Origin of the sequence: Mycobacterium hainanense (assembly GCF_041890355.1) — a bacterium.
Taxonomy (GTDB): Bacteria; Actinomycetota; Actinomycetes; order Mycobacteriales; family Mycobacteriaceae; genus Mycobacterium; species Mycobacterium hainanense.
Genome location: NZ_CP169059.1, coordinates 4531527 through 4555691, shown reverse-complemented (window position 1 = coordinate 4555691; position 24165 = coordinate 4531527). Strand labels below are relative to the sequence as shown.

Below are 24165 nucleotides of genomic sequence, written 5' to 3'. Positions count from 1 at the left end.
CTAACAAACAGGGGACATAGCTGTGCTGTCGAAGTTGCTGCGCCTTGGCGAAGGTCGCATGCTCAAGCGTCTCAAGCGGGTGGCTGACTACGTCAACACCCTGTCCGACGAGGTCGAAAAGCTGACCGACGCGGAGCTGCGGGCCAAGACCGACGAGTTCAAGAAGCGGCACGCCGACGGCGAAAGCCTCGACGACCTGCTGCCCGAGGCCTTCGCGGTGGCCCGCGAGGCGGCCTGGCGGGTGCTCGACCAGCGCCCCTTCGATGTGCAGGTGATGGGCGCGGCGGCGCTGCATTTCGGCAACGTCGCGGAGATGAAGACCGGTGAGGGCAAGACCCTGACCTCGGTGTTGCCGGCCTACCTCAACGGCATCGGCGGCAAGGGCGTGCACGTCGTCACCGTCAACGATTACCTGGCCAAACGCGACAGTGAGTGGATGGGCCGCGTGCACCGCTTCCTCGGCCTGGAGGTCGGTGTGATCCTCGCGCAGATGACGCCCGACGAGCGCCGGGTCGCCTATAACGCCGACATCACCTACGGCACCAACAACGAATTCGGCTTCGACTACCTGCGCGACAACATGGCGCATTCGCTCGATGACCTGGTGCAGCGCGGGCACAACTTCGCCATCGTCGACGAGGTTGATTCCATCCTGATCGACGAGGCCCGCACCCCGCTGATCATCTCCGGTCCCGCCGACGGCGCCTCCAACTGGTACCTCGAGTTCGCGCGGCTGGCGCCGCTGATGGAGAAGGACGTCCACTACGAGGTGGACCTGCGCAAGCGCACCGTTGGGGTGCACGAGCTCGGGGTGGAGTTCGTCGAGGACCAGCTCGGCATCGACAACCTCTACGAGGCCGCCAACTCGCCGCTGGTCAGCTACCTCAACAACGCGCTGAAGGCCAAGGAGCTATTCAACCGCGACAAGGACTACATCGTCCGCGACGGCGAGGTGCTGATCGTCGACGAGTTCACCGGCCGCGTGCTCTACGGTCGCCGTTACAACGAGGGCATGCACCAGGCCATCGAGGCCAAGGAGCACGTCGAGATCAAGGCCGAGAACCAGACGCTGGCCACCATCACGCTGCAGAACTACTTCCGGCTCTACGACAAACTCGCCGGCATGACCGGTACCGCCCAGACGGAGGCGGCCGAGCTGCACGAGATCTACAAGCTGGGCGTGGTGCCCATCCCGACCAACAAGCCGATGGTCCGCACCGACCAGTCCGACCTGATCTACAAGACCGAGGAGGCCAAGTACATCGCGGTGGTCGACGACGTCGTCGAGCGCTACGAGAAGGGGCAGCCCGTCCTGATCGGTACCACCAGCGTCGAGCGCTCGGAGTACCTGTCGCGGCAGTTCCAGAAGCGCCGCGTGCCGCACAACGTGCTCAACGCCAAGTACCACGAGCAGGAGGCCGGCATCGTCGCGGTGGCGGGCCGCCGCGGCGGGGTCACCGTGGCCACCAACATGGCCGGCCGCGGCACCGACATCGTGCTGGGCGGCAACGTCGACTTCCTCACCGACCAGCGGCTGCGCGAGCGCGGCCTGGACCCGGTGGAAACCCCGGAAGAATACGAGGCGGCCTGGCACGAGGAGCTGCCCAAGGTCAAGGAGGAGGCCGGCAAGGAGGCCGCCGAGGTGGTCGAGGCCGGCGGCCTGTACGTGCTGGGCACCGAGCGGCACGAGTCGCGGCGCATCGACAACCAGTTGCGCGGCCGCTCCGGCCGGCAGGGTGACCCCGGCGAGTCCCGCTTCTATCTGTCGCTGGGCGACGAGCTCATGCGCCGGTTCAACGGCGCCGCGCTGGAGGCGATGCTCAACCGGCTGAACCTGCCCGACGACGTGCCCATCGAGGCCAAGATGGTCACCCGCGCCATCAAGAGCGCCCAGACCCAGGTGGAGCAGCAGAACTTCGAGGTCAGAAAGAACGTCCTCAAGTACGACGAGGTGATGAACCAGCAGCGCAAGGTGATCTACGCCGAGCGCCGCCGGATCTTGGAAGGCGAGAACCTCAAGGAGCAGGCGCTGGACATGGTCCGCGACGTGGTCACCGCCTACGTCAACGGCGCGACCGCCGACGGCTACGCCGAGGACTGGGACCTCGAGGCGTTGTGGACCGCGCTCAAGACCCTGTACCCGGTCGGCATCGACCACGAGACGTTGATGCGCGTGGACGCCGACTCCGACCGTGACGACCTCACCCGCGAGGAGCTGCTCGACGAGCTGCTCAAAGACGCCGAACGGGCTTATGCCGCAAGGGAAGCCGAGCTCGAAGAGATCGCCGGCGAGGGCGCCATGCGGCAGCTGGAACGCAACGTGCTGCTCAACGTTATCGACCGCAAGTGGCGCGAGCATCTCTACGAGATGGACTACCTCAAGGAGGGCATCGGCCTGCGCGCGATGGCGCAGCGCGACCCACTGGTGGAGTACCAGCGCGAGGGCTACGACATGTTCATGGCCATGCTCGACGGCATGAAAGAGGAGTCGGTCGGATTCCTGTTCAACGTCACCGTCGAGGCGGTGCCCACCCCCCAGGTCGTGCCGGTGGAAACGCCCGAGGGACTCAAGGAGCTCGGAACCGCGGCTGAGCAAGGCGACACCACCCCGCCCCCGCGCGAAGAGCCGCCAACCCAGTTGCGCGCCAAGGGGATTGACAATGAGGCGCCGGCCATGACCTACTCTGGCCCGTCGGAGGACGGCTCGGCGCAGGTGCAGCGCAACGGCGGCGACGGTAAGCGGACGCCGGCGGGCGTGGCCGGGGGAGGCTCCCGGCGCGAGCGGCGCGCGGCAGCCAGGCAGCAGGGCCGCGGCGCCAAGCCGCCGAAGTCGGTCAAGCGCCGCTAGGCGCCTTCGCCTTTCCGCCGAGTGTGCGCCCAGCTTCACACTCGGCGCCGAGTGTGCGCCCAGCTTCACACTCGGCGACCGGGCCCGCGGATTTGAGGCAGCCGCCCCACGCGTCGGCGAGCCACCGGCGCGCACGATCGACGCATGATCACCTCGAGCACCCCCCTGTCGGCCGCCACGGCCGTCCTGCAGAACCCCCGCCTGCCATCCGGAGACGACGAACGGTTCGTCGGCTTCGGCGTGATGGGGCTTCCCTTCGCCGGCGGCCACTATCTGGCGCTGCGGGTCTTTCCGGCCACGTCGTTCTCGCCGGGCTACCGGTCGGTGTGGCACCGGGACCCCGACGGCGCGTGGACCTTCTACGCGACGACGCCGGGCCCGCAAAGCTGCGCCCGCTTCTTCAGCTCGGCGACCGCCAACGATGCGGTGCAGTGCGACGTCGACGTCGCCTGGGTCACGCCGTGGTCGCTGTTCGTCGAGATCCCGGGGCTGCTCGCCTGGCACGTCGACATCGGCACCACGGCGTCCACAAGGCTGATGAGCGCGGTCGGCGGGCGGTTGCCGGCGCGGGCGTGGACCAATCGCGCGGTGCTGGCCGCCCTGGGCCGGGCCGCGGGCCCGACGCTGCGGGCCGGCCGCGTCCGCCTCTGCGGCACCGCGCCCAACGGGCAGCGATTCATGATCGCCCCGGCGCGGGTGTGGGCGGTAGCGGGTTCCCGCGCGGCGTGGCGTGGGGCGGACCTTGGGCCGCTCGGGCCGCTGCCGCACCAACCGCGGCTGGCCGGTTTCCGGCCGCCGCAGCGCGGCCTGTTCGTGGTGGGCTCGGGTCGTTTCGAAACCTTCGACGCCGGCCGCCATCATGCCGTCGGACGCACTGTGCCAATCGGCTGACCGCGGACCGATGAGCTGGGCACAATGAGGCCCATGTCGGAGCCCGAACTACCGACCCGGGCGGAGCTGCTGGCGGCGCTGTCGGTGGCGATCGACCTCGGCCTGGGCCAGCCCGCCGAGCACATGCTGCGGGCGGCGCTCATCGCGACCAGGCTCGCCGACCGGATCGGGCTCGACAAACCTGGACGGGACTGCACCTACTACACGACGCTGATCATGTGGATCGGCTGTCACGCCGACTCCCACGAGTACGCGCGGTGGTTCGGCGACGACATCGCCGTGCGTCACGACTCGTATCTCGTCGACTGGTCCGGGCTGCCCTACCTGCGGTTCCTGGCCGGCAACGTGGGCCGCGGCCAACCGCTGGCGCACCGGTTGAGCGTCATGGCAACGCTCTTCGCCAACGCGCGAGGCCACATCTCTCGCCTGATCCACTCGCATTGCACCTCGGCGGCCGTCCTGGCCGACCGGATGGGCCTGGGGCCCAACGTGCAGGCGGCCGTGGCGTTCGCGTTCGAGCGCTACGACGGCGGCGGGCTGCCCGCCGGCGCCCGGGGCGACGAGATCCCGATCCAGATGCGCATCGCTCAGCTGGCCGACATGGTCGAGGTGCACCACCGCACCTACGGTGTCGCGGGGGCCGAGGCGATGGTGCGAGACCGGCGCGGCGGCCAATTCGACCCCCAGGTCGCCGACGCATTCCTGCGCCATGCCGACGAAATCCTGGCCGGCCCGACGCCCGGCGACGCGTGGGCCGCCGCACTGGCCGCCGCGCCCGATCGGCATGAGCGGCTCGACGATCAATCGCTGGACACCCTGCTCGTGGCCCTCGGCGACTTCGTCGACCTGAAATGCCCATTCACTCTTGGGCATTCGCGGGCGGTGGCCCGGCTCGCCGGGGACGCCGCGCGGGCCGCGGGCGTCGACGCCGACGGGGTGGCTCTCACTCGACGCGCGGGTCATGTCCACGATCTGGGCCGCATCGGGGTGTCCAACCAGATCTGGTCCCGGGAAGGGCCCTTGACGGCCTCGGAATTCGAACGCGTCCGGCTGCACCCGTACTTGACGGTGCGCATCCTCAACCAGGTGCCGGGGCTGCGGCAGCTCGCGGAGGTCGCGGGCAATCACCATGAATGCCTGGACGGTTCGGGATATCCGCGGGGGCTCTCCGGCGCTGCGCTCGGCCTGCCGGACCGCATCCTGGCCGCCGCGGTCTGCTATCAGTCCGCCTGCGAGCCCAGGCCGTATCGCGAACAGATGTCCCCGGACGCGGCGGCCCGGCGGCTGCGCGGCCGGGCGCAGGCCGGTGAACTCGAATCGGTCGCCGTCGAAGCGGTGCTGCACGCGGCGGGGCAACCCGTGCGGCGGCCCAACGTTCGGCCGGACGGGTTGACGCCAAGAGAGCTCGAAGTGCTCTGCCTGGTCGCGCGCGGCGCTTCCAACAAGGACATCGCGGCGTCGCTGGTGATCAGCGAGAAGACCGCGCGCAACCACGTTGAGCGCACTTACGCCAAGATCGGCGTGTCGAACCGCATCGGCGCCAGCATGTACGCGCTGCGCAACGGACTGGTCAAAAATACCTAGTCCCGCGCCCGCCAAAGATGAGGCAAACGACCTATAGTCGAGCTCCTCCACGCGGCGGACACTTGGCCCATGAAGCGATATCTGACGCTTGGTTACGGTGCCGCGGCGTACCTGCTCTTTCTCGCGGCCTTTCTGTATCTCATCGGTTTCGTGGGTAATCTCGCGGTGCCCCGAAGCGTCGATCGTGGGCTCGCCGCGCCCATCGCCCAGGCCATCGGAATCAACGCGGCGTTGGTTGCCCTGTTCGGGGTGCAGCACAGCGTGATGGCCCGGCCCGCGTTCAAGCGGTGGTGGGCACGCCTGGTGCCGTCGTCGATCGAGCGCAGCACCTACGTGGTGTTCTCGAGCGTGGTGCTCGCCCTGATGTACTGGCAATGGCGGACGATGCCCACGGTCATCTGGGATGTGCGGATGCCGGCGGCTCGCGCGGTCCTGTGGACGCTGTTCTGGCTCGGCTGGGCGATCGCGCTGCTGGCGACGTTCCTGATCAACCACTTCGACCTGTTCGGACTCCGACAGGTGTACCTGGCGTCGCGCCAACGGCCCTACACCAGCATCGAATTCCGCGTCCGGCTCCTCTACCGCGTGGTGCGTCACCCTTTGATGCTCGGGATGGGCATCGCGTTCTGGGCTGCGCCCGTCATGACGGCCGGGCATCTGCTGTTTTCGGCCGGCATGACCCTCTACATCCTGGTCGCCACTCAGCTGGAGGAGAGGGACCTGGTCGCGGCCCTGGGCCACCAATACCTCGACTACCGCCGCGAAGTGCCGATGCTGGTGCCGATTCCGCGCCACCGCCCGGCCGGGATGGCGCGGCAGGGCTGATTCTCTAGCAGTTCCGTAGGAGGTCGGCGATCCGGTGCCGGCGCCTCCGTCCCACCTGTCAGGATTGACGGTATGGATGTCAAGGAGGTGCTGCTGCCGGGCGTCGGCCTTCGCTACGAATTCATCGATCACAAGGGCGACCGCATCGGCATCATCGCCCGGCGAAGTGGCGACTTCGAGGTCGTCGTGTACGCCCAGGACGATCCCGACAAGGCCCGGCCGCTCCTGCACCTCAGCGATGAGGAGGCCGAGGCGGTGGCCCAGATTCTGGGGGCGCCCCGGATCGCGGAGCGGTTCACCGAGCTCGCCCGCGAAATCCCGGGGCTCGAGACGGGACAGGTCGCCATCCTGGCCGACAGCCCCTTCGTCGGGCACCCCCTCGGCGACACCCACGCCCGCACCCGCACCGGGGCCTCCATCGTCGCGATCGTGCGCAACGAGGAAGTGCTCGCCTCGCCCGGGCCGTCCGAAATGCTGTACGCGCGAGACGTTTTGATCGTCATCGGAACCCATGACGGCATCGCCGGCGTCGAGCAGATAATCGACAAGGGCTGAGCCGGTGCAAGTTTCGTGGGCGCTGCTGCTACAACTCGGCGCCCTCCTCGCCACGCTGGCCGTATTGGGCGCGGTCGCACGCCGATTCGCGTTGTCGCCGATACCGGTCTACCTTTTGGCGGGCTTGTCACTGGGCAAGGGCGGGATCCTGCCGCTGGCCGCCGGCGGCCAGTTCATCACGACGAGCGCGCCGATCGGCGTGGTGCTGCTGCTGTTGACCCTGGGCCTGGAGTTCTCCGCGGCGGAGTTCGCCGCCAGCCTACGCCGCCACCTGCCCTCTGCGGGCGTCGACATCGTGCTCAACGCGGCGCCCGGCGCGGTCGCGGGCTGGCTGCTCGGACTGCACGGCGTGGCGATCCTGTGCCTGGCCGGCGTCACCTACATTTCCTCGTCGGGTGTCATCGCGCGCCTGCTGGAGGACCTGCACCGCCTCGGTAACCGCGAGACGCCGGCGGTGCTGTCCGTGCTGGTGCTCGAAGACTTCGCGATGGCGGCCTACCTGCCGCTGTTCGCCGTGCTGGCCGCCGGCGGCGGCTGGCTGCACGCCGTCGGCGGCATGGTGGTGGCGGTGGCCGCGCTGCTGGCGGCGTTCGCTGCGTCCTTCCGTTGGGGCCACCACGTCGGCCGCCTGGTCGAACACCCCGATTCCGAACAGCTGCTGCTCCGGGTGCTCGGGATCACCCTGATCGTGGCGGCGATGGCCGAGTCCCTGCACGCATCCGCCGCCGTGGGCGCGTTCCTGGTGGGGCTGACGCTGACCGGAGAGACGGCGGAACGCGCGCGTCGCGTGCTGGGCCCGCTGCGCGACCTGTTCGCCGCGATCTTCTTCCTGGCGATCGGCTTTACCGTCGACCCGCACGCGCTCGTCCCGATGCTTCCTGCGGCGCTGATCCTGGCCGCGGTGACCGCGGCGACCAAGGTGGCCACCGGGATCTTCGCCGCCCGGCGCGACGGGGTGGCCCGGCGAGGGCAGCTGCGAGCGGGCACCGCTTTGATCGCCCGGGGGGAGTTCTCGCTGATCATCATCGGATTGGCCGGCTCGTCGATCCCCGCGGTCGCCGCGCTGGCGACGTCGTACGTGTTCATCATGGCGATCCTGGGTCCCGTGCTCACCCGCTACACGGGCGGTCCGCTGGCGTCCACCGCGGGGTCCTGAGCGCGGCGGTCACCCGATGTGGAGGGCCACCACCTGCCAGCGGGCGCCGGCGTCGGCGGGCACCCGTTCGACACGGCACGCGATTGCGTGCATCCGGTTCCCGCGGCTGTAGGAGCCGGAGACCTCGGCGGCGGCCTCCGGGTCGCGGTGACCGGCCGGCTGCAGCCGCACCCGCCGCAGCACCGCGGCGCCGGCGTGCACGGCGGCCGAACGCCCGACCGCGACCACGGAATCCACCAGGCTGGGCGTCAACAACGGGCGCAGCTGCGCGGCCGGTCGCCGGCGGTCGATGACCTCCAGCACCCGGCGCAGCGCGACGTCGGCGAACGCCGCCGCCTGGCGCATCTGCGGCGACATGGCGGCGCGTGCCGGCTCCGCCGGTTGCCGCCCGGGCGGGTAGGGGTGGGCGCCGCGCCGGCGCAGCGGTGCGCGCGCCGATGGCCGGCACGCGGGAACGTGGCGCGGGACGTCTTGCGGGGGAGGCTCGTAGTCGACGACGGGCAAGACGGCGAAGGCGTCGGATGGACCCGCGACAGGACTGGTGTTCATCACGCACTCTCCAACTCGTCGGTCGAACCGTGAGCCCGCTGGAGAGTGGCAGGCAGTGGTCATCATGGCACAACCGCGGCTCGCGTGTACCCGCGCTCGGCCGGGACGCGGCGAGACGGTTACCGTGGGCGGGGCATCTCCTTAAGCAACAGGGCGATTCGACGGAGGAGGACTGCGCCCTTATGGTGACCCGGCTGTCCCCATCGGACGCGGCGTTTTTTCGATTGGAAAATACGGCCACGCCGATGTACGTCGGATCGCTGTCGATCCTGCGCCGGCCGCGCGCGGGGTTGAGCTACGAGACGCTGCTGGCCACCGTCGAGCACCGGTTACCTCAGATCCCGCGCTATCGGCAGAAGGTGCGGGAAGTCCGGGTCGGCCCGTCCCGTCCGGTGTGGGTCGACGACGGCGACTTCGACATCACCTACCACGTGCGGCGCTCCGCGTTGCCGTCGCCCGGCAGCGACGAACAGCTGCACGAGCTGATCGCCCGCCTGGCCGCCCGGCCGTTGGACAAGACGCGGCCGCTGTGGGAGATGTATCTGGTCGAGGGCCTGTCCAAGAACCGGGTCGCCATCTACACCAAATCGCACCAAGCCCTGATCAACGGCATGACGGCGCTGGAAATCAACCACGTCATCGCCGACCGCACGAAACGGCCGCCCGCCTTTCCGGAGGACATCTGGGTCCCGGAGCGCGACCCGGGTGACGCGCGCCTGATCTTCGGCGCCATCGGCGACTGGTTCGTGGGGCCGGGGACCCAGCTGCAGGCCGTCGGGTCGGCCATCGGCGGGCTGGTGACCAATAACGGCGAACTGCTCGCCGCGGGCCGCCGGGCCCTCGATTTCGCCCGCTCCGTCGCGCGCGGCACCGCGCCCAGCAGCCCGCTCAACGCCACCGTTTCGCGCCACCGGCGGTTCACGGTGGCGTGCGGCAACCTCGACGACTACCGCGCGGTGCGCGCGCGGTACGACTGCGACGTCAACGACGTGGTGCTCGCGGTGATCGCCGGCGCGCTGGGTAGCTGGCTGATGTCACGCGGGGTGGCGGTGTCGCCGACCGCGACGGTGCGGGCCATGGCGCCGTTGCCGGTTTACGCCGACGGTCAGCTCGATTCGACCGGCCCCGGCCAGGCCATCAGCCAGGTCGCCCCCTTCCTGGTCGATCTGCCGGTGGGGGAGCCGAACGCGGTGGTGCGGCTGTCCCAGATCGCCCACGCCACCGAGTCGAATCCGACGGGTGCCCGCCTGGTGGACGCCAGGACCATCGTCACGCTGTCCGGGTTCGCGCCACCCACGCTGCACGCCATGGGTATCCGCGTCGCCACCAGTTACCCCACCTTTTCCAGGCGGACGTTCAACCTGCTGATCACCAACGCGCCCGGGGCCCAGTCGCAGATGTACATCGCGGGCACCAAGCTGCTGGAGACCTACGCCGTGCCGCCGCTGCTGCACAATCAGGCGGTGGCCATCAGCGTGACCTCCTACAACGGCATGCTGTATTTCGGCATCAACGCCGACCGCGAGGCGATGAGCGACGTGGATCTGCTGCCCGGCCTGTTGAGCCAATCGCTCGAGGAATTGCTGGAAGCTTCCAGTAATTAGTCCGGGTGAAAGGCGGTGGCCGGTTCTATCATTCGTTGATGTGAGCACCGCGACGAAAAGCCCCAAGGCGAAACCCGCGAAATCGGCGGAGCCGAAAGCGCCCAAGATTTCCGACGAGGTGTACCACGCCGAATTGTTCCGCCTGCAAACGGAATTCGTGAAGCTGCAGGAGTGGGTGCGGCATACCGGCCAGCGGCTGGTGGTGATCTTCGAGGGCCGCGACGGAGCGGGCAAGGGCGGCACCATCAAACGGATCACGGAATATCTCAATCCGCGTGTCGCCCGCATCGTTGCGCTGCCATCGCCGACCGACCGGGAACGCGGCCAGTGGTACTACCAGCGCTACATCGCCCACCTGCCCGCGAAAGGGGAGATCGTGCTGTTCGACCGGTCGTGGTACAACCGCGCCGGCGTGGAAAAAGTCATGGGATTCTGCACGCCGCAAGAGCATGCGCGCTTCTTGCGGCAGACCCCGATTTTCGAGCAGATGCTGATCGACGACGGGATTCTGCTGCGCAAATATTGGTTCTCGGTCTCCGCTACAGAGCAACTGCGCCGCTTCAAAGCGCGGCTGAATGACCCTGTGCGGCAATGGAAACTCAGCCCCATGGATACCGAATCGCTTTATCGGTGGGAGGACTATTCGCGCGCCAAGGACGAGATGATGGTGCACACCGATACACCGGCCAGCCCTTGGTACGTCGTGGAATCGGACATCAAGAAGCACGCGCGGCTGAACATGATGGCCCATCTGCTGGCCACCATCGAGTATCACGACGTCGAGCGATCCCACGTCAAACTGCCCAAGACCCCGGTGGTGAGCGGGAACTACCAGCGCCCGCCGCGTGAGCTGTCCAACTACGTCGACGACTTCGCGGCCACACTATTGGGGGATTCGTGACACTGGTCTACATTCCGGCCACGCTGGCCATGTTGCAGCGCTTGGTCGCCGACGGCTCGTTGATGCCCGTCAACGGCACGGCGTTCGCCCTGACGCCGGCGTTGCGGGAGTCCTACGCCGAGGGCGACGACGACGAGCTCGCCGAGGTCGCGCTGCGCGAGGCGGCGCTGGCGTCGCTGCGCCTGCTGGCCGACTCGGAAGCGCAGACGGCCCTGCCGCCGCGGCGCGCGGTGCTGGCCGCCGAGGTCGGCGACGTGCGCTACCGCCCGGACCTCGACGACGCCGTGGTGCGACTCGGCGCACCCGTCGCGCTCGAGGATGTGGTCGCCGCCTACGTCGACAACGCCGCGGCCGAGCCGGATGTGACGAAGGCGATCGAGGCCATCGACGCCGCCGATCTGGGCGACGAGGACGCCGAGCTGATCGTCGGCGACGCTCAGGACCACGACCTGGCCTGGTACGCCAACCAGGAGCTGCCGTTTCTGCTGGAGCTGCTCTGACGCCGATGTGACGCGTTCGGGCGCGCCACCCCTAGCTACGCAACCGTAGGTTACGGTACCGTAGGTTTCGTGAGGCCCCGGGAATCGACCACAATGGTGAGCGCAACCAAGACGCCGCGTAGTGAGCAGGAGCTTCCGCTGGGTAGACGTAACCCCTCCATCAAGGGCAACGTCGTCGAAACCAAGCGACCCGTTGTCGCGGGCGCGGACCGGCATCCCGGCTGGCACGCGCTGCGCAAGATCGCCGCGCGCATCACCACACCGTTGCTGCCCGACGACTACCTGCATTTGGCGAACCCGCTGTGGTCCGCGCGTGAGCTGCGGGGCCGCGTCCTCGAGGTGCGCCGCGAGACAGAGGATTCCGCGACCCTGGTGATCAAGCCGGGTTGGGGCTTCGACTTCGACTACCAGCCGGGCCAATACATCGGAATCGGCCTGTTGATCGACGGACGCTGGCGCTGGCGGTCGTATTCGCTGACGTCCAGCCCCGCCGCGACGTCCGGGTCCGGCTCCGCGCGCACCGTGACCATCACCGTCAAGGCGATGCCCGAGGGATTCCTCTCGACCCACCTGGTGGCCGGCGTCGCGCGCGGCACCATCGTCCGGCTGGCCGCGCCCCAGGGCAACTTCGTGCTGCCCGACCCGGCGCCGTCGTCGATCCTGTTCCTCACCGCAGGGTCCGGGATCACGCCGGTGATGTCGATGCTGCGAACCCTGGTGCGGCGCAACCAGATTGGTGACGTTGCGCACGTGCATTCGGCGCCCACCGAATCCGACGTGATGTTTCGCGCCGAGCTGGGCGCGCTGGCCGCCGAGCACCCGGGCTACCGACTGAAGCTGCGGGAAACCCGCTCGCAGGGCCGGCTCGACCTCGCCCTGCTCGACCACGAGGTGCCGGACTGGCGCGAACGTCACACGTGGGCCTGCGGGCCGGAGGGCATGCTTACCCAGGCCGAGAAGATCTGGTCGGCGGCGGGCATCGGCGACCGGCTGCACCTGGAGCGGTTCGCGGTGTCCAAGGCCGCGCCGACCGGCGCGGGCGGAACGGTCACCTTCGCCCGGAGCGGCCGCGCGGTCGCCGCCGACGCCGCCACGTCGTTGATGGACGCGGGGGAGGGGGCCGGCGTGCAGATGCCGTTCGGCTGCCGGATGGGTATATGTCAGTCGTGCGTGGTGGGTCTGGTCGAGGGTCACGTTCGCGACCTGCGCACCGGCGCGGAACACGACCCGGGCACCCGGATTCAGACGTGTGTCTCGGCCGCCTCGGGTGACTGCGTGCTAGACATCTAAATGCTACTCACAGGTAACCTACGGATTCGTAGGTTACGATAGCGTAGGTCTGGACCTGTTTTAGGACGGACCAATCGAACCGTAGGGAGAAGAAGACGATGGCGATCACCGACGTCGACGTATTCGCCCATCTGACGGACGCCGACATCGAAAACCTGGCCGTTGAGCTGGACGCCATCCGCCAGGACATCGAAGACTCGCGGGGCGAGCGGGATGCCCGCTACATCCGCCGCACCATCGCGGCCCAGCGGGCCCTGGAGGTATCCGGCCGGCTGCTGCTGGCCGCCAGTTCTCGCCGCTCGGCCTGGTGGGCCGGCGCCGTAACGCTGGGCGTGGCCAAGATCATCGAGAACATGGAGATCGGCCACAACGTCATGCACGGCCAGTGGGACTGGATGAACGACCCGGAGATTCACTCCTCGACGTGGGAGTGGGACATGAGCGGGTCGTCCAAGCACTGGCGTTACACCCACAACTTTGTGCACCACAAGTACACCAACATCCTCGGGATGGACGACGACGTCGGCTACGGCCTGCTGCGCGTCACCCGCGACCAGCGCTGGAAGCGCTTCAACAGCCTCAACCTGGTCTACAACACCATGCTCGCGCTGCTCTTCGAGTGGGGCGTCGGCCTGCAGCACGTGGAGATCGGCAAGATCGTCAAGAAGCGCATGGAGCATGACGACGCGCGGCAGCGGGTCGACGAGTTCCTGGCCAAGGCCGGCCGGCAGGTGGTCAAGGACTACGTCGCGTTCCCGGCGCTGACCGCGTTGTCGCCCGGCGCTACGTACCGATCCACGTTGAAGGCCAACGCGGTAGCCAACATCATCCGCAACGTGTGGGCCAATGCGGTCATCTTCTGCGGCCATTTCCCCGACGGCGCAGAGAAATTCACCAAGACCGACATGATCGGCGAGACGAAGGGGCAGTGGTACCTGCGCCAGATGCTGGGCAGCGCCAACTTCGAGGCCGGCCCCGCGCTGCGGTTCATGAGCGGCAACCTGTGCCACCAGATCGAGCATCACCTCTACCCGGACCTGCCGAGCAACCGGTTGCACGAGATCTCGGTGCGGGTGCGCGAGGTCTGCGACAAGTACGACCTGCCCTACACCACCGGCTCGTTCCTGGTCCAGTACGCGAAGACCTGGCGCACGCTGGCCAAGCTCTCGCTGCCGAACTCCTACCTGCGCGACGACGCCGACAATGCGCCGGAAACCCGCAGCGAGCGGATGTTCGCGGAACTGGAGCCCGGTTTCGCGGGCACCGACCCGCAGACCGGCCGGCGGCGCGGGCTGAAGACCGCCATCGAGACCGTGCGCGGCTGGCGGCGCGGGAAGCGGACGCAGCGCGACGCGCGGCGCGCCGACGACCTGGCGGCCTAGCGCCGGCGACCTGGCGGCCTAGCGCCGGCGACCTGGCTGCCTAGCCTTCCGCGCCCAGCGTGTACTCAGTGCGACTTTTCGTGATCATTCTCGCAGTGAGTGCACGTTCGGCGCCTACGCCGTTGGCCATACAGGTCGCATGCCCGGGAGCTCAGCGCCTGACCCGTAGCGGTCGCCGGGACTAGGCTCGACGGCATGCTCGCAGCGTTCGGATTTGAAACTCTTGGTGTCGTCGTCGGCGACATGTTCTTCGTCGACCCGCGCCCGCTGGAAGGTCAGGAAACCCCTGAGCGGGGCGTCCGGCTCGAACTGCGCCTCGTCGACCGGGACGAGCCGCAAGGGTCGATCTACGCTGGCGTCCCGATCGGCTTCAACCGTCCGGTATGGCGGGTGGACCTCTTCGGCTCCACCGAAAGCCCGCCCGGGACCCTGGACCGAGCCCATCACCACCCGAAGTTCGACGGGTGGGAGCCCGGACGCCGGCACTTCGTCCCTGAGCTGTCCGCCGATCCGGTCGCCTGGCTGGCCGATCAGCTTGCCGACCCGGCCGCCGTGCTGGCGCGGGCGGGGGTCGATCCCGACCAGGTTCCCGACGCCGATAAGGCCGGCCTGGCCGCGGCCGCGCCGGAGATCGTGGCGGCGGTCAAACGCATGCTCGACGGCGTGCGCGACGGGGAATTGGCCCCGTCGCCGCCCGAGCCGGTCGCCGCGGCCCGCACCGGCTGGCTGTGACTTCTCGAGTTCGGTTGCCTGGCAACGGCTACCGGGAGTCTTCGACGGAAAAGACGTCGATCGCTCGCACGGGCGTCAACATCACCAGCGGGATCTGGCGGCTGGTTGACTGCTGATAGGTGAGGTACGGCGGATACAGGTGCGCCATGTACGCCCACACCTGGTGGCGTTCCTCGGCCTCGGGCTCCCGCCAAGTGGCCTCGAACGCTTGGGTCGCGATCTGGACGCCGATCGTGTTGCTCTGCAAGACGTTCAAGTACCACTGTGGGTGCGTGTCGGCACCTCCCTTGGACGCGACGACCACGATCTCGCCACCGACGTTGCCGTAGATCAGCGGCCTGACGTAGCTCTTCCCCGACTTGCGGCCCACGCACCTGATCAGGCAGTGGGTGGTCAACACCCTGCCCCCGACCGCGCTCACATCCACGATGTGGCCGCGCGCGCCGCCGGAGGACAAATACGTCTCGAGGTGCTCGGCGATCCAGTCGCTGCGCGCGGCTCGGATCGATGCGGCGTCGGCGTCGCTCATCGGTGACTCCTAACGTAAGCGAGGCGAGGGCCTTTGGATGACGGCTTCCGTCGCCTGACTATGCCAGGCTCACCGGCCAGCCGTGCGCCGACTCAAACCGCTGCCGGCCTCGTCGAGTGGCCGGCAAGATCACCGCGGCGGTCGGCACGCGAACTGCGGCGCGCGTTCGGGCCGCAGCCCCACGCCGACCAGGTAGCCGGGCAATACGGACAGCGCGGGCACTCGGCTCAACGCCAAGGCGATGAATTTCGCAAGAACCGGTGGCAGCGTCGGCATTTCGCCACCGAGCAGGACGGGGCGCATGGCCCGGTGCATGAGGCGTTGGGCTTGCTGCGTGACGACAGCGGGCAGGTTTCGCCGGCGTTGCACCGCGGCCAGGTCCCCCTCGCTGAGTCGATGTTCCAGCAGCGGCCGGGCGAGAATGCCCGCGGCGGCCACCGCGTCGGCGACGGCGAGATTGATGCCGACGCCGCCGGCCGGGGACATCGCGTGCGCCGCGTCCCCGATGCACAGCAGACCGGGCTTGTGCCACCGCCGCAAGCGGTTGACTCGGACATCGAGGACCTTGACGCCATCCCACGACGTCAAGGACTCGACGGACGCCTCGGGGACCGCTTCGGCGACCTGCGACCGGAACGATTCGAGTCCGCGTTCTTTGAGCTTCTTCTCCCCGCCCTTGGGCAGGAAACACCCGACCTGGAAATAGCCTTCCCGCGGAATGAGTACCAGCGCAAGCCCCGGCGAAAATCGCGGCGTCAGTTGATATTTGATCGCGCCAATGGCGTTGAGCCGAAACCAGCCGACGTCGAACGGGACGGGAAACTCCCGAGCGGTCAGGCCGGCCTCGCGCCGCACGGTCGAGGTACGGCCGTCGCACGCCACCGTGAGGTCGGCGCGCAGTTCACCATCCCCGTCGGGGCCGCGGTAGCGCACGCCGGTGACGGTGTCACCGTCGTGGAGCAGCCCGGTGACTTCGGTCTGCATCCGCAGCGTGAAGGTCGGCTCCTGGCGGGCGGTGTCGGCTAGCAGGTTGAGCAGATCCCATTGCGGAACCAGCGCGAGGACGGGGTGCGGTTGCCGCAGGCGCCGGAAGTCGACGACGGTGACGTTGCGCCCGGCGATGTCGAAATCGGCGTGCTCCACCTCGCTGTGGGGTAACGCATCGAACTCGGGATACAGGCCGAGGTCGTCCAGCAGACGCAGGGTGACCGGGTGCACCGTGTCACCGCGAAAGTCCCGCAGGAAATCCGCATGCTTCTCGAACACGGTGACCTGCACCCCGGCGCGGGCCAACAGCAGCCCGAGCACCATGCCGGCGGGTCCGCCCCCGGCGATAGCGCACGTCGTCGAACCGGACGGGGTCATGGCGCTCTCCGTTCTTCAGCCGGCTTGACAGCATATCGCCGTCACGGACGATGATCGCGTGGCCGCGTTGGCCTGGTCGCCCACCACGTCAGCCCGGTCAGAACGACCTGCGCGACGACGCGCACCGGCGCCAGGGCCGGAACTATCCCCGCTCGGCGCAACACATCGGGATGGTCTATCTGAGCGACGGCGGCCGGAAGCGTCGACACCAAAAGCGCCAGATTCGTCCAGCGTGCCAGCACGCGCAACCGTGGGACGAACATCGCTGTGCCGCCGACGATCTGAATGGCGGCCGTCGCCGCGCTGATCGACTTGCGCCATTGCGATAACGATTCGGGTACCAGCCTCTCGAACCACTCGTGTTCGACGACGTGGGCGACTCCTGCGGCCGTGAAGGCGAATCCGAGCAACAATCGGACGTTACGGGGTCGCTCCGCGCCTGCCACGCTGCACTCCCTAGTTCGGCGGTTGGGTGGCGACTGCGCGAAGGAAGTTGTCGGCGAACGTCGCGCAGGTGGCGTCGAGGTCGGGCAATTCGATGCCAGGTACGTAATTCGCCGCCGGGCGCAGCAGCATGTGAATGACGACCGGGGCCAGCAGTTGCTGGATCAGCAGCGGCAGTGGGATCTCGCGGATCCGCCCGGATTGCATTTCGTTTGTGAGCCAGGCGCCCAGACTAGCCAGGAGACGAGGGGCGTTGTGCCCCAGCAAGTTCCGGATGGCGGGGCTGTCCGGACGGGCCAGCGCCTCGGCCAGCAGCGCCGGCGCGACCCGCGGCTCACGGTCGAGGGTGTGCGCAATCAGGTCATAGAGGCTGCGCACGCTGGCGGGCAGGTCGCCGTGGTCGCCGTCGAAGAAGTCCTCGATCTGCAACAGCGGGCTGTGGCGTTCGAATAAGGCGCGTAACAATTCGTCGCGGCCGCCGAAGACCGCGTAGAGGCTGTGGACGGAGCAGGGGGTGGCGGCGGCGATCGCCTCCAGCGTGGCGGAGGCCAGGCCCGACTTGTCGATGAGTGTGGCGGCGGCGTCGAGGGCTCGGGTGCGCACCGGGGCTTGGCCGCCCGGGTCGACGCCGGCGGCTCGCACGGCCGCGTCGAGCGACGCGCGGGAACCGCCGAGGCGCCGGATCAAGGTGCTGCGTGATACGCCCGCCTCGCGTGCGATCGCGATCACCGGCACGTCGGCGACGTCTTTGCCCAAATTCCGGGCGGCTCGCAGCGCGGCCTGCACGAGGTCGTCACCGACCCCGTTCGTGTCGTCGGGTGCACTCGATTGTGGCTCTTTGGTTTTGGTCGGCATGTGCATCAACGCAGACTCTGCGCGCCGTACTACTTCGTCGACACCGGTCTCATCGCCGGCAATGTGTACCTGTTCGCCGCCGCCCACGGGCTTGCGGCGTGGTTTCACAACTGTGACAAGGCCGGCTTGACTCAGGAACTTCAACTGAGACCGGAGCAACGAGTCTTGTTCGCTCAGTCCGTTGGCCACCCCTCGGCGAGCTGACGGGTGTTTGCAGGCGGATACAAAGGTCCCACAGGTCGTTGCCGTTGTCGGCCAATGGCTCACCGCCGAAATCGAGGCTGGCAGGATCCGCGATCTCCCCGTGCCGCTGCTGATCCAGGAATTGGTCGCGCCGATGGTGATACACATGCTGCTGCGGCTCAACACGGAGCACCTGTCAGGAATCGACCTGCCTGACATCGACACCGTGTGCGATATTTTCACCGACGGCTTCATCCGCCTCGCCGGCAAACGCACCGCCAGCCCGTCGCGACCGCCGCGCCGTTAGCCGCTCGTCACCTTTTCGGCCAGCGCAGCCAGCTTGGCGTCGAGTCGCTCTGCGGCGGTGAGCAATTCGGGATTGGGCTCGACGACCATCAGCGATGACGGCTTGACGTAGGCCAGGCTGCTGCCGGCCGGCTCGTCGGTGATCAAGACTTCGACCGGGGCGAACAGGCCGGCCGTCACGTCGTGGCGCAGCATCGTGATCGCGATCAACGGGTTGCCCAGGATGACGCGGATCGCCTTGCGGTCGATGCCGGCCTTGGGAATCCACGCGCCGTGGTCGAACAATCCGAACAACATGAATCCGCTTGGGCCGACGTGTGGTTCGACGCTCCGCTGGTAAGAATCCCAGCTGTAGCTCGTTGCCGCGATGTCGTTGATCGCGACGGGCCGCTCGCCGATGTCGGCGAGCAGCGCGGCGAGCAGCTCGTCGTAGCTCTTGGCGCTGTCGTAGCGCAGCCGCACGCCCTTGAAAACCTGTTCGGTCATAATCTCCCTGTCCTTCGGTCCTCGCCGATCTTGAGGATCGGGGTCCGGTTCTCCGGTTGAACCCGCTCCCACAAGCCGCCCTTGCCCAGCTCCCGTCCCAGCCGGTCCTCTCTGCGGAACCACTCCTCGGCGTTCCTGATCCGGTTCGGGTGAATTCCGTCGAGCAGGTCGTAATCGCGGTTGATAACTTCGTATTTCCACAGGTTCCAGAATCCCGTGAAGTTGTCGCGGATGTTCATGGTGCTCTTGTCGTTGGGGTCGGCGTTGTATCCGGCGGGCGCATCGGCGGCTCTGCTCAAGGGGCCCTCGCGCCAGTACGTCTCCAGATCGGTGTCGATGTACCGGGCTGGATGCCCGGTGACCTTCTCGAACGCCGCGGCCAGGTCCGCGTAGCGGATCTGGCCGATCGCGACTTCGAGATCCATGCCGTTCGCGCGCTCGGGATGGTCGAAGAGCCAGCGGACGTAAAATCCGCAATCTTCGAGAGCCACATGGGGAACGGCGCCCGCACCGAGCGGAACCCGCCATGTCACGACACCGTCCTCGACGGTAGGCGCCATGGGCGTCCCGGTCGAGATCGCCATCTCGATGTATGGGCCCGTGGTGAACACGGCCGCCCCCATCCGATCACCGTTCTCCCGATTCTGGAACAAGATCCATTCGCCCACCCGGCCCTTGCCGTCATAGTGGCCGGTGCGGAAGCGGGAATCGTATCCCGACTTCTTGAGCCCGTAGTCGAGGTTCCCGTAGACGAAGAACTTGACACCCTCCTCGAGAGCGATCTCGTAACTGCGGATCGCCCAATACATTTCGGTCTTTTCGCCGGTGTTGAATCCGTCGATGTTGACGAATGCCGCGTCACACCCGCGGAATCCTTCGCGGAGGACGGCCTCGTCGGCGAACGAGCCTTCCTGGACCGAGACGTTGTCCAGTGCGAGCAGCTCCTTGGCCCGTCGGGAGCCGGGGTCGCGGCTGAGGAATCGCACCGAGTACCTGTTGTCGGCGACCAGGGTCCGGACGATGGGCATGCCCTGGGCCCCGGTGCCGCCGACGACGAAGACCCGCGAGACGGTGGACATCAGAGTCGCTCGATGATGGTGGCGTTGGCCATGCCGCCGCCCTCGCACATCGTCTGCAGCCCGTACCGACCGCCGCGCTGCTCCAAAGCGTTCACGAGCGTGGTCATGATGCGGGCGCCGCTGGCGCCCAGCGGGTGGCCGATCGCGATGGCGCCGCCGTTGACGTTCGTCTTGGCCAGGTCGGCGCCGGTGTCGTGCGCCCAGGCGAGCACGACGGGCGCGAAGGCCTCGTTGACCTCGAACAGGTCGATGTCGGCCAGCGTCAATCCCGCGCGATGGAGCACCTTTTCGGTGGCGGGGATGACCCCGGTCAGCATGTACAGCGGATCCGAGCCCACCACGGTGGTGGTGTGGATGCGGGCCAGCGGGCGCAGGCCGAGCTTGTTGGCGACGTCGCTGGTGGTGATCAAAACCGCGGCGCTGCCGTCGGAGAGCGGTGAGGAGTTACCGGCGGTGATCTCCCAATTGATCTGCGGGAAGCGGGCTTTCATCGCCTCGTTGTAGAACGCCGGCCGCAAACCGGACAGCGTCTCGACCGTAGTGCCGGGCCGGATGAATTCGTCGGTGGACAAGCCGGCAATCGGGACCAGCTCGTTCTCGAAGAGCCCGTCCTTGGTGGCGCGGGCTGCCTTGTCGTGGCTGGCGGCGGAGAACTCGTCGAGCTGGGTGCGCGAGAATCCCCACCGGGCGGCGATCAGTTCGGCGCTGATGCCCTGCGGCACCAGCCCGTCGGGATAGCGCCGCGTCATGTCCGCACCGAAGGGATTGCTGCCGGGCAGCACCGAGGTGCCCATCGGGACGCGGCCCATCGACTCCACGCCGGCGGCGACGACGAGGTCGTAGGCGCCGGAGAGCACGCCCTGGGCGGCGAAGCTGATGGCCTGCTGGCTGCTGCCGCATTGGCGGTCGATCGTGACCCCGGGAACCGACTCGGGGAATCCGGCGCCGAGCAGCGCGTTGCGGGCGATGTTGACCGCCTGGTCGCCGACCTGGGCGACCGCGCCGGCGATGACGTCGTCGATCTGCGCGGGATCCACGCCCGTGCGCGCCACCAGCTCGCGCAGGCTGTGCGCCAGCAGGTCGGCGGGCAAGACGTCGTGCAGCGCGCCGCTGGGCTTGCCCTTGCCGATCGGGGTGCGGACGGCTCCGACGATGACGGCATCGCGGTTCATGGCTCCTCCTTGAGTCCCACGATCTAGGTATAGATCGCTGTACCCAGGTAAACATCTAGGTACACTAAAAGCAACCCAGCCGGGAGAGTGATTTATGACACTGCTACAGGGACCGCTCGCCGACCGCGACACCTGGTCGGCCGTCGGCGAGTGCGCAATCGAGAAGACGATGGCCGTGGTGGGCACCAAGTCCGCGATGCTCATCATGCGCGAGGCCTACTACGGCACCACGCGCTTCGACGACTTCGCCCGCCGTGTCGGTATCACCAAGGCCGCCACCTCGGCACGGCTGTCCGAACTGGTCGAGCTTGGCCTGCTGAAGCGGCAGCCCTACCACGAGCCGGGGCAGCGCCGTCGTGAGGAATACGTGCTCACCGAGGCCGGCGTCGAGTTCATGCCGGTGGTGTGGGCGATGTTCGAGTGGGGCCGGCGCCACCTGCCGGGCCGCCACCGGCTTCGCCTCACCCACCTCGGCTGCGGCGCCGATGCTGAGGTCCAAATGCGTTGCACCGAAGGGCATCCGGTGCCGCCCGACGAGCTCGGTGTGCGGCTGGCTAAGTCTGGTTGAGCGCGGCCAGCAGCCGCCGGGCCGCGGCCACGCGGCGGGCGGCCGGGCCGGACAGCGCGTCCAGCGCGCATTCCGGATCGGCCGGCGGGCCCATGTGCCCGCAGCCGCGCGGGCAGTCCTCGATCGCCTCCGCCAGGTCGGAGAACGCCATCAGCACGTCGTCGGGTTGGATGTGCGCCAGCCCGAAGGACCGGATGCCCGGGGTGTCGATGACCCATCCCGACGTCGCCAGCGGCAGCGCGACCGACTGGGTGGAGGTGTGGCGCCCCCTGCCGATGTCGGTGACCTCACCGACGGCCCGTTCCGCTTCGGGAACAAGGCGATTCACCAACGTCGACTTGCCGACGCCGGAGTGCCCGAGCAGCACGGTGATCTTGCCGTCGAGCAGGTCGGCCACCGCGAGCAGCGGGTCGTCGCGACCCGCGGCCACCACCGTGAGTTCCAGGTCGACGAACTGCTCGGCGAATGGCTCCGGCGGGGCCAGGTCGGTCTTGGTCAGGCACAGGATGGGCGTGAGACCGCCGGCGTACGCGGCGATCAGTGCCCGGTCGACCAATCCGGTGCGCGGCGGCGGGTCGGCCAGCGCCACCACGATCAGCAGCTGGTCGGCGTTGGCCACGACCACCCGTTCGGTCGGATCGGTGTCATCGGCGGTGCGGCGCAACACCGTTCGCCGCTCCCCGCGCCGGATGATGCGGGCCAGGGTGTCCAGCCGCCCGGACAGATCGCCCACCACGTCGACGTCGTCACCGACCACGATCGGCGTGCGGCCGAGTTCGCGCGCCCGCATGGCCGTGATCCGGCGTTCGGGGTCGCCGCCCAGCACGCACCCCCAGCGGCCCCGGTCGACGCTGACCACCATCGCGGCCTCGGCGTCGGCGTGCTCGGGACGAGTCTTGGTGCGCGGTCGCGAGCCCCTGCCGGAGCGGACCTTGACGTCGGATTCGTCGTAATCGCCGGGCCTCAAATATCGGACCCCAGCATGTGCGCCCACAGCTGCGGAAACTGCGGCAGCGTCTTGGAGGTGGAGCCGATGTCGTCGACCACGAGCCCCGCCACCCGCAGCCCGACGATCGCACCCGCCATCGCCATCCGGTGGTCGGCGTAGGCCCGCCAGACCCTGGGGTGCAGCGGTGTCGCGGTGATCACCAGGCCGTCGGGCGTCTCGGTGCAGTCGCCGCCGAGGTTGGTGATCTCGGTGCGCAGCGCGGCGAGGCGGTCGGTCTCGTGGCCCCGGAGGTGGCCGATGCCCGAAAGGCGCGACACCGAGCCCGGGGTCGCCAGCGCGGCCAGCGCCGCCACCGACGGGGCCAACTCGCCGACGTCGCGCAGGTCGACATCGAAACCGTCGTATTCGGCGGACCCACGCACCTCGAGGAACGAATCGCCTTGGGTGACAACGGCATTCAGCTTGCCCAGCACCGTCAGGATGTGCTCCGCCGGTTGCACGCTGGCCTCCGGCCAACCGGTGATGCGCACCGCCCCGCCGGTGACCACGGCCGCCGCCAGGAACGGGACGGCGTTGGTCAGGTCCGGTTCGACCTGCCAATGCCGGGCCGCGACCGGGCCGGGTTGCACCCGCCAGCTGTTGCGAACCGAGTCGTCGACTTCGACCCCGGCCTGGCGCAGCATGACTACCGTCATGGCGATGTGTGGCGCCGACGGCAGCGTCGCCCCGGTGTGCCGCACGGTCAGGCCGTCGGTGAACGAGGGCGCGCACAGCAGCAGCCCCGACACGAACTGCGAGGACGCCGAGGCGTCGATGTCCACGGTCCCACCGGCGACCGACCCGGCGCCGTGGACGCGGAAGGGCAGGCCCGAGCCCTCGATCGGCACGCCCAGGCCGCGCAACGCGTCGAGCAGCGGCGCGATCGGCCGCGCCCGGGCTTGCTCGTCGCCGTCGAACTCGACCACCGACTGGGCCAGCGCCGCCAGCGGCGGGACGAACCGCAGGACCGTGCCGGCCAGGCCGCAATCCACCTGCGCCTCGGGTCCCGGGGAGATCCGGCCGCCGACCGTCAGCTCGGAGCCTGCGCCGTCGACGCGCAGGCCGAGAGTGCGCAGCGCGCTGATCATCAAATCGGTGTCCCGGCTGCGCAGCGCCCCGCTGATGGTGGGGGTGCCGTGTCCCCGCGCGGCCGCCAACGCGGCGAGCACCAGCGCCCGATTCGTCTGCGACTTCGAGCCCGGAACGGTCACGGTCGCCTGCACCGGTTTTTCCGCGCTGGGGGCCGTCCACATACTCACCGGTCCATCATGGCGTGTCGGCCTGTTCTGCCACCAATAGGACTCCGTGGCTCTGCCACCGATGGGGCTCCGTGGCTCTGCCACCGATGGGGCTCCGTGGCTCTGCCACCGATG

24 protein-coding genes are annotated in these 24165 nt (G+C 68.5%); 14 read left to right on the top strand and 10 right to left on the bottom strand.

Features of this window, described 5'->3' with window-relative positions:
• Nucleotides 1–22: 22 nt before the first annotated feature.
• From secA to ACEL92_RS21310, 6 genes are all read left to right on the top strand, one after another.
• Nucleotides 23–2848, top strand: coding sequence for a preprotein translocase subunit SecA (gene secA / locus ACEL92_RS21335; RefSeq protein WP_374022631.1), 2826 nt, complete (start codon nucleotides 23–25; stop codon nucleotides 2846–2848).
• A gap of 144 nt (nucleotides 2849–2992) precedes the next feature.
• Nucleotides 2993–3739, top strand: a complete 747-nt coding sequence (locus ACEL92_RS21330) for a hypothetical protein (protein ID WP_374022630.1) — start codon at nucleotides 2993–2995, stop codon at nucleotides 3737–3739.
• A gap of 33 nt (nucleotides 3740–3772) precedes the next feature.
• On the top strand, nucleotides 3773–5323 hold the full coding sequence (locus ACEL92_RS21325; protein WP_374022629.1) for an HD domain-containing phosphohydrolase: 1551 nt from the start codon (nucleotides 3773–3775) through the stop codon (nucleotides 5321–5323).
• A 69-nt stretch (nucleotides 5324–5392) separates the two neighbouring features.
• Nucleotides 5393–6148, top strand: a complete 756-nt coding sequence (mddA, locus tag ACEL92_RS21320) for a methanethiol S-methyltransferase (protein ID WP_374022628.1) — start codon at nucleotides 5393–5395, stop codon at nucleotides 6146–6148.
• A 72-nt stretch (nucleotides 6149–6220) separates the two neighbouring features.
• On the top strand, nucleotides 6221–6703 hold the full coding sequence (locus ACEL92_RS21315; RefSeq protein ID WP_374022627.1) for a cation:proton antiporter regulatory subunit: 483 nt from the start codon (nucleotides 6221–6223) through the stop codon (nucleotides 6701–6703).
• 4 nt (nucleotides 6704–6707) lie between these two features.
• Nucleotides 6708–7859: a cation:proton antiporter gene (locus ACEL92_RS21310; RefSeq protein WP_374022626.1), complete on the top strand. Its 1152-nt coding sequence runs from the start codon at nucleotides 6708–6710 to the stop codon at nucleotides 7857–7859.
• A 9-nt stretch (nucleotides 7860–7868) separates the two neighbouring features.
• Here ACEL92_RS21310 and ACEL92_RS21305 read toward each other — a convergent pair whose 3' ends face one another.
• Nucleotides 7869–8408 (bottom strand): Rv3235 family protein, encoded by a 540-nt coding sequence (locus ACEL92_RS21305; RefSeq protein WP_374022625.1) that lies wholly within the window; start codon nucleotides 8406–8408, stop codon nucleotides 7869–7871.
• Nucleotides 8409–8590: 182 nt separating this feature from the next.
• On the opposite strand from ACEL92_RS21305, the gene ACEL92_RS21300 reads away from it, so the two are divergent.
• The 6 genes from ACEL92_RS21300 to ACEL92_RS21275 all read left to right on the top strand — a co-directional run bounded on the left by ACEL92_RS21300 (nucleotide 8591) and on the right by ACEL92_RS21275 (nucleotide 14817).
• Nucleotides 8591–10012, top strand: coding sequence for a wax ester/triacylglycerol synthase family O-acyltransferase (locus tag ACEL92_RS21300; RefSeq protein WP_374022624.1), 1422 nt, complete (start codon nucleotides 8591–8593; stop codon nucleotides 10010–10012).
• A gap of 40 nt (nucleotides 10013–10052) precedes the next feature.
• On the top strand, nucleotides 10053–10913 hold the full coding sequence (gene ppk2, locus ACEL92_RS21295) for a polyphosphate kinase 2 (protein WP_374022623.1): 861 nt from the start codon (nucleotides 10053–10055) through the stop codon (nucleotides 10911–10913).
• The gene (locus ACEL92_RS21290; protein ID WP_374022622.1) at nucleotides 10910–11413 is read left to right on the top strand and encodes a hypothetical protein; all 504 of its coding nucleotides are present in this window, start codon (nucleotides 10910–10912) and stop codon (nucleotides 11411–11413) included. Before ppk2 ends, ACEL92_RS21290 begins: the two co-directional genes overlap by 4 nt.
• A 96-nt stretch (nucleotides 11414–11509) precedes the next feature.
• Complete coding sequence (locus ACEL92_RS21285) at nucleotides 11510–12703, top strand: ferredoxin reductase (protein WP_374026319.1); 1194 nt, start codon at nucleotides 11510–11512, stop codon at nucleotides 12701–12703.
• Between the two features lie 98 nt (nucleotides 12704–12801).
• A complete protein-coding gene (locus ACEL92_RS21280) occupies nucleotides 12802–14085 on the top strand; it encodes a fatty acid desaturase (protein ID WP_374022621.1) in 1284 nt (427 codons plus the stop codon).
• A 195-nt stretch (nucleotides 14086–14280) separates the two neighbouring features.
• Nucleotides 14281–14817, top strand: a complete 537-nt coding sequence (locus ACEL92_RS21275) for a hypothetical protein (protein WP_374022620.1) — start codon at nucleotides 14281–14283, stop codon at nucleotides 14815–14817.
• A gap of 28 nt (nucleotides 14818–14845) precedes the next feature.
• Here the strand turns inward: ACEL92_RS21275 and ACEL92_RS21270 are convergent, their stop codons facing one another.
• The 4 genes from ACEL92_RS21270 to ACEL92_RS21255 all read right to left on the bottom strand — a co-directional run bounded on the left by ACEL92_RS21270 (nucleotide 14846) and on the right by ACEL92_RS21255 (nucleotide 18010).
• Complete coding sequence (locus tag ACEL92_RS21270; protein ID WP_374022619.1) at nucleotides 14846–15346, bottom strand: nitroreductase/quinone reductase family protein; 501 nt, start codon at nucleotides 15344–15346, stop codon at nucleotides 14846–14848.
• A 129-nt stretch (nucleotides 15347–15475) separates the two neighbouring features.
• A complete protein-coding gene (locus ACEL92_RS21265; RefSeq protein WP_374022618.1) occupies nucleotides 15476–16711 on the bottom strand; it encodes an FAD-dependent oxidoreductase in 1236 nt (411 codons plus the stop codon).
• Nucleotides 16712–16752: 41 nt separating this feature from the next.
• Nucleotides 16753–17121: a hypothetical protein gene (locus ACEL92_RS21260; RefSeq protein WP_374022617.1), complete on the bottom strand. Its 369-nt coding sequence runs from the start codon at nucleotides 17119–17121 to the stop codon at nucleotides 16753–16755.
• 46 nt (nucleotides 17122–17167) lie between these two features.
• The gene (locus ACEL92_RS21255; protein ID WP_374022616.1) at nucleotides 17168–18010 is read right to left on the bottom strand and encodes a TetR/AcrR family transcriptional regulator; all 843 of its coding nucleotides are present in this window, start codon (nucleotides 18008–18010) and stop codon (nucleotides 17168–17170) included.
• Nucleotides 18011–18314: 304 nt separating this feature from the next.
• Between ACEL92_RS21255 and ACEL92_RS21250 the strand changes: the two genes are divergently transcribed.
• Nucleotides 18315–18500 (top strand): hypothetical protein, encoded by a 186-nt coding sequence (locus tag ACEL92_RS21250; RefSeq protein WP_374022615.1) that lies wholly within the window; start codon nucleotides 18315–18317, stop codon nucleotides 18498–18500.
• Here the strand turns inward: ACEL92_RS21250 and ACEL92_RS21245 are convergent.
• Genes ACEL92_RS21245 through ACEL92_RS21235 form a run of 3 tightly spaced genes read right to left on the bottom strand, consistent with a single transcriptional unit; the run spans nucleotide 18497 to nucleotide 21236 of the window.
• On the bottom strand, nucleotides 18497–18985 hold the full coding sequence (locus ACEL92_RS21245) for a DUF302 domain-containing protein (protein ID WP_374022614.1): 489 nt from the start codon (nucleotides 18983–18985) through the stop codon (nucleotides 18497–18499). The two genes, ACEL92_RS21250 and ACEL92_RS21245, sit on opposite strands and share 4 nt — an antisense overlap.
• Nucleotides 18982–20064 (bottom strand): NmrA family NAD(P)-binding protein, encoded by a 1083-nt coding sequence (locus tag ACEL92_RS21240; RefSeq protein WP_374022613.1) that lies wholly within the window; start codon nucleotides 20062–20064, stop codon nucleotides 18982–18984. The genes ACEL92_RS21245 and ACEL92_RS21240 overlap by 4 nt, the downstream gene beginning before the upstream one ends.
• Nucleotides 20064–21236, bottom strand: coding sequence for an acetyl-CoA C-acyltransferase (locus tag ACEL92_RS21235; protein WP_374022612.1), 1173 nt, complete (start codon nucleotides 21234–21236; stop codon nucleotides 20064–20066). The genes ACEL92_RS21240 and ACEL92_RS21235 overlap by 1 nt, the downstream gene beginning before the upstream one ends.
• Nucleotides 21237–21330: 94 nt before the next feature.
• On the opposite strand from ACEL92_RS21235, the gene ACEL92_RS21230 reads away from it, so the two are divergent.
• Entirely contained in the window at nucleotides 21331–21804 is a 474-nt protein-coding gene (locus ACEL92_RS21230; RefSeq protein ID WP_374022611.1) for a winged helix-turn-helix transcriptional regulator, read from the top strand.
• Here the strand turns inward: ACEL92_RS21230 and rsgA are convergent.
• Nucleotides 21791–22771: a ribosome small subunit-dependent GTPase A gene (gene rsgA / locus ACEL92_RS21225; protein WP_374022610.1), complete on the bottom strand. Its 981-nt coding sequence runs from the start codon at nucleotides 22769–22771 to the stop codon at nucleotides 21791–21793. The genes ACEL92_RS21230 and rsgA overlap by 14 nt on opposite strands.
• On the bottom strand, nucleotides 22768–24051 hold the full coding sequence (gene aroA / locus ACEL92_RS21220) for a 3-phosphoshikimate 1-carboxyvinyltransferase (RefSeq protein WP_374022609.1): 1284 nt from the start codon (nucleotides 24049–24051) through the stop codon (nucleotides 22768–22770). Before aroA ends, rsgA begins: the two co-directional genes overlap by 4 nt.
• Between the last annotated feature and the right edge of the window lie 114 nt (nucleotides 24052–24165).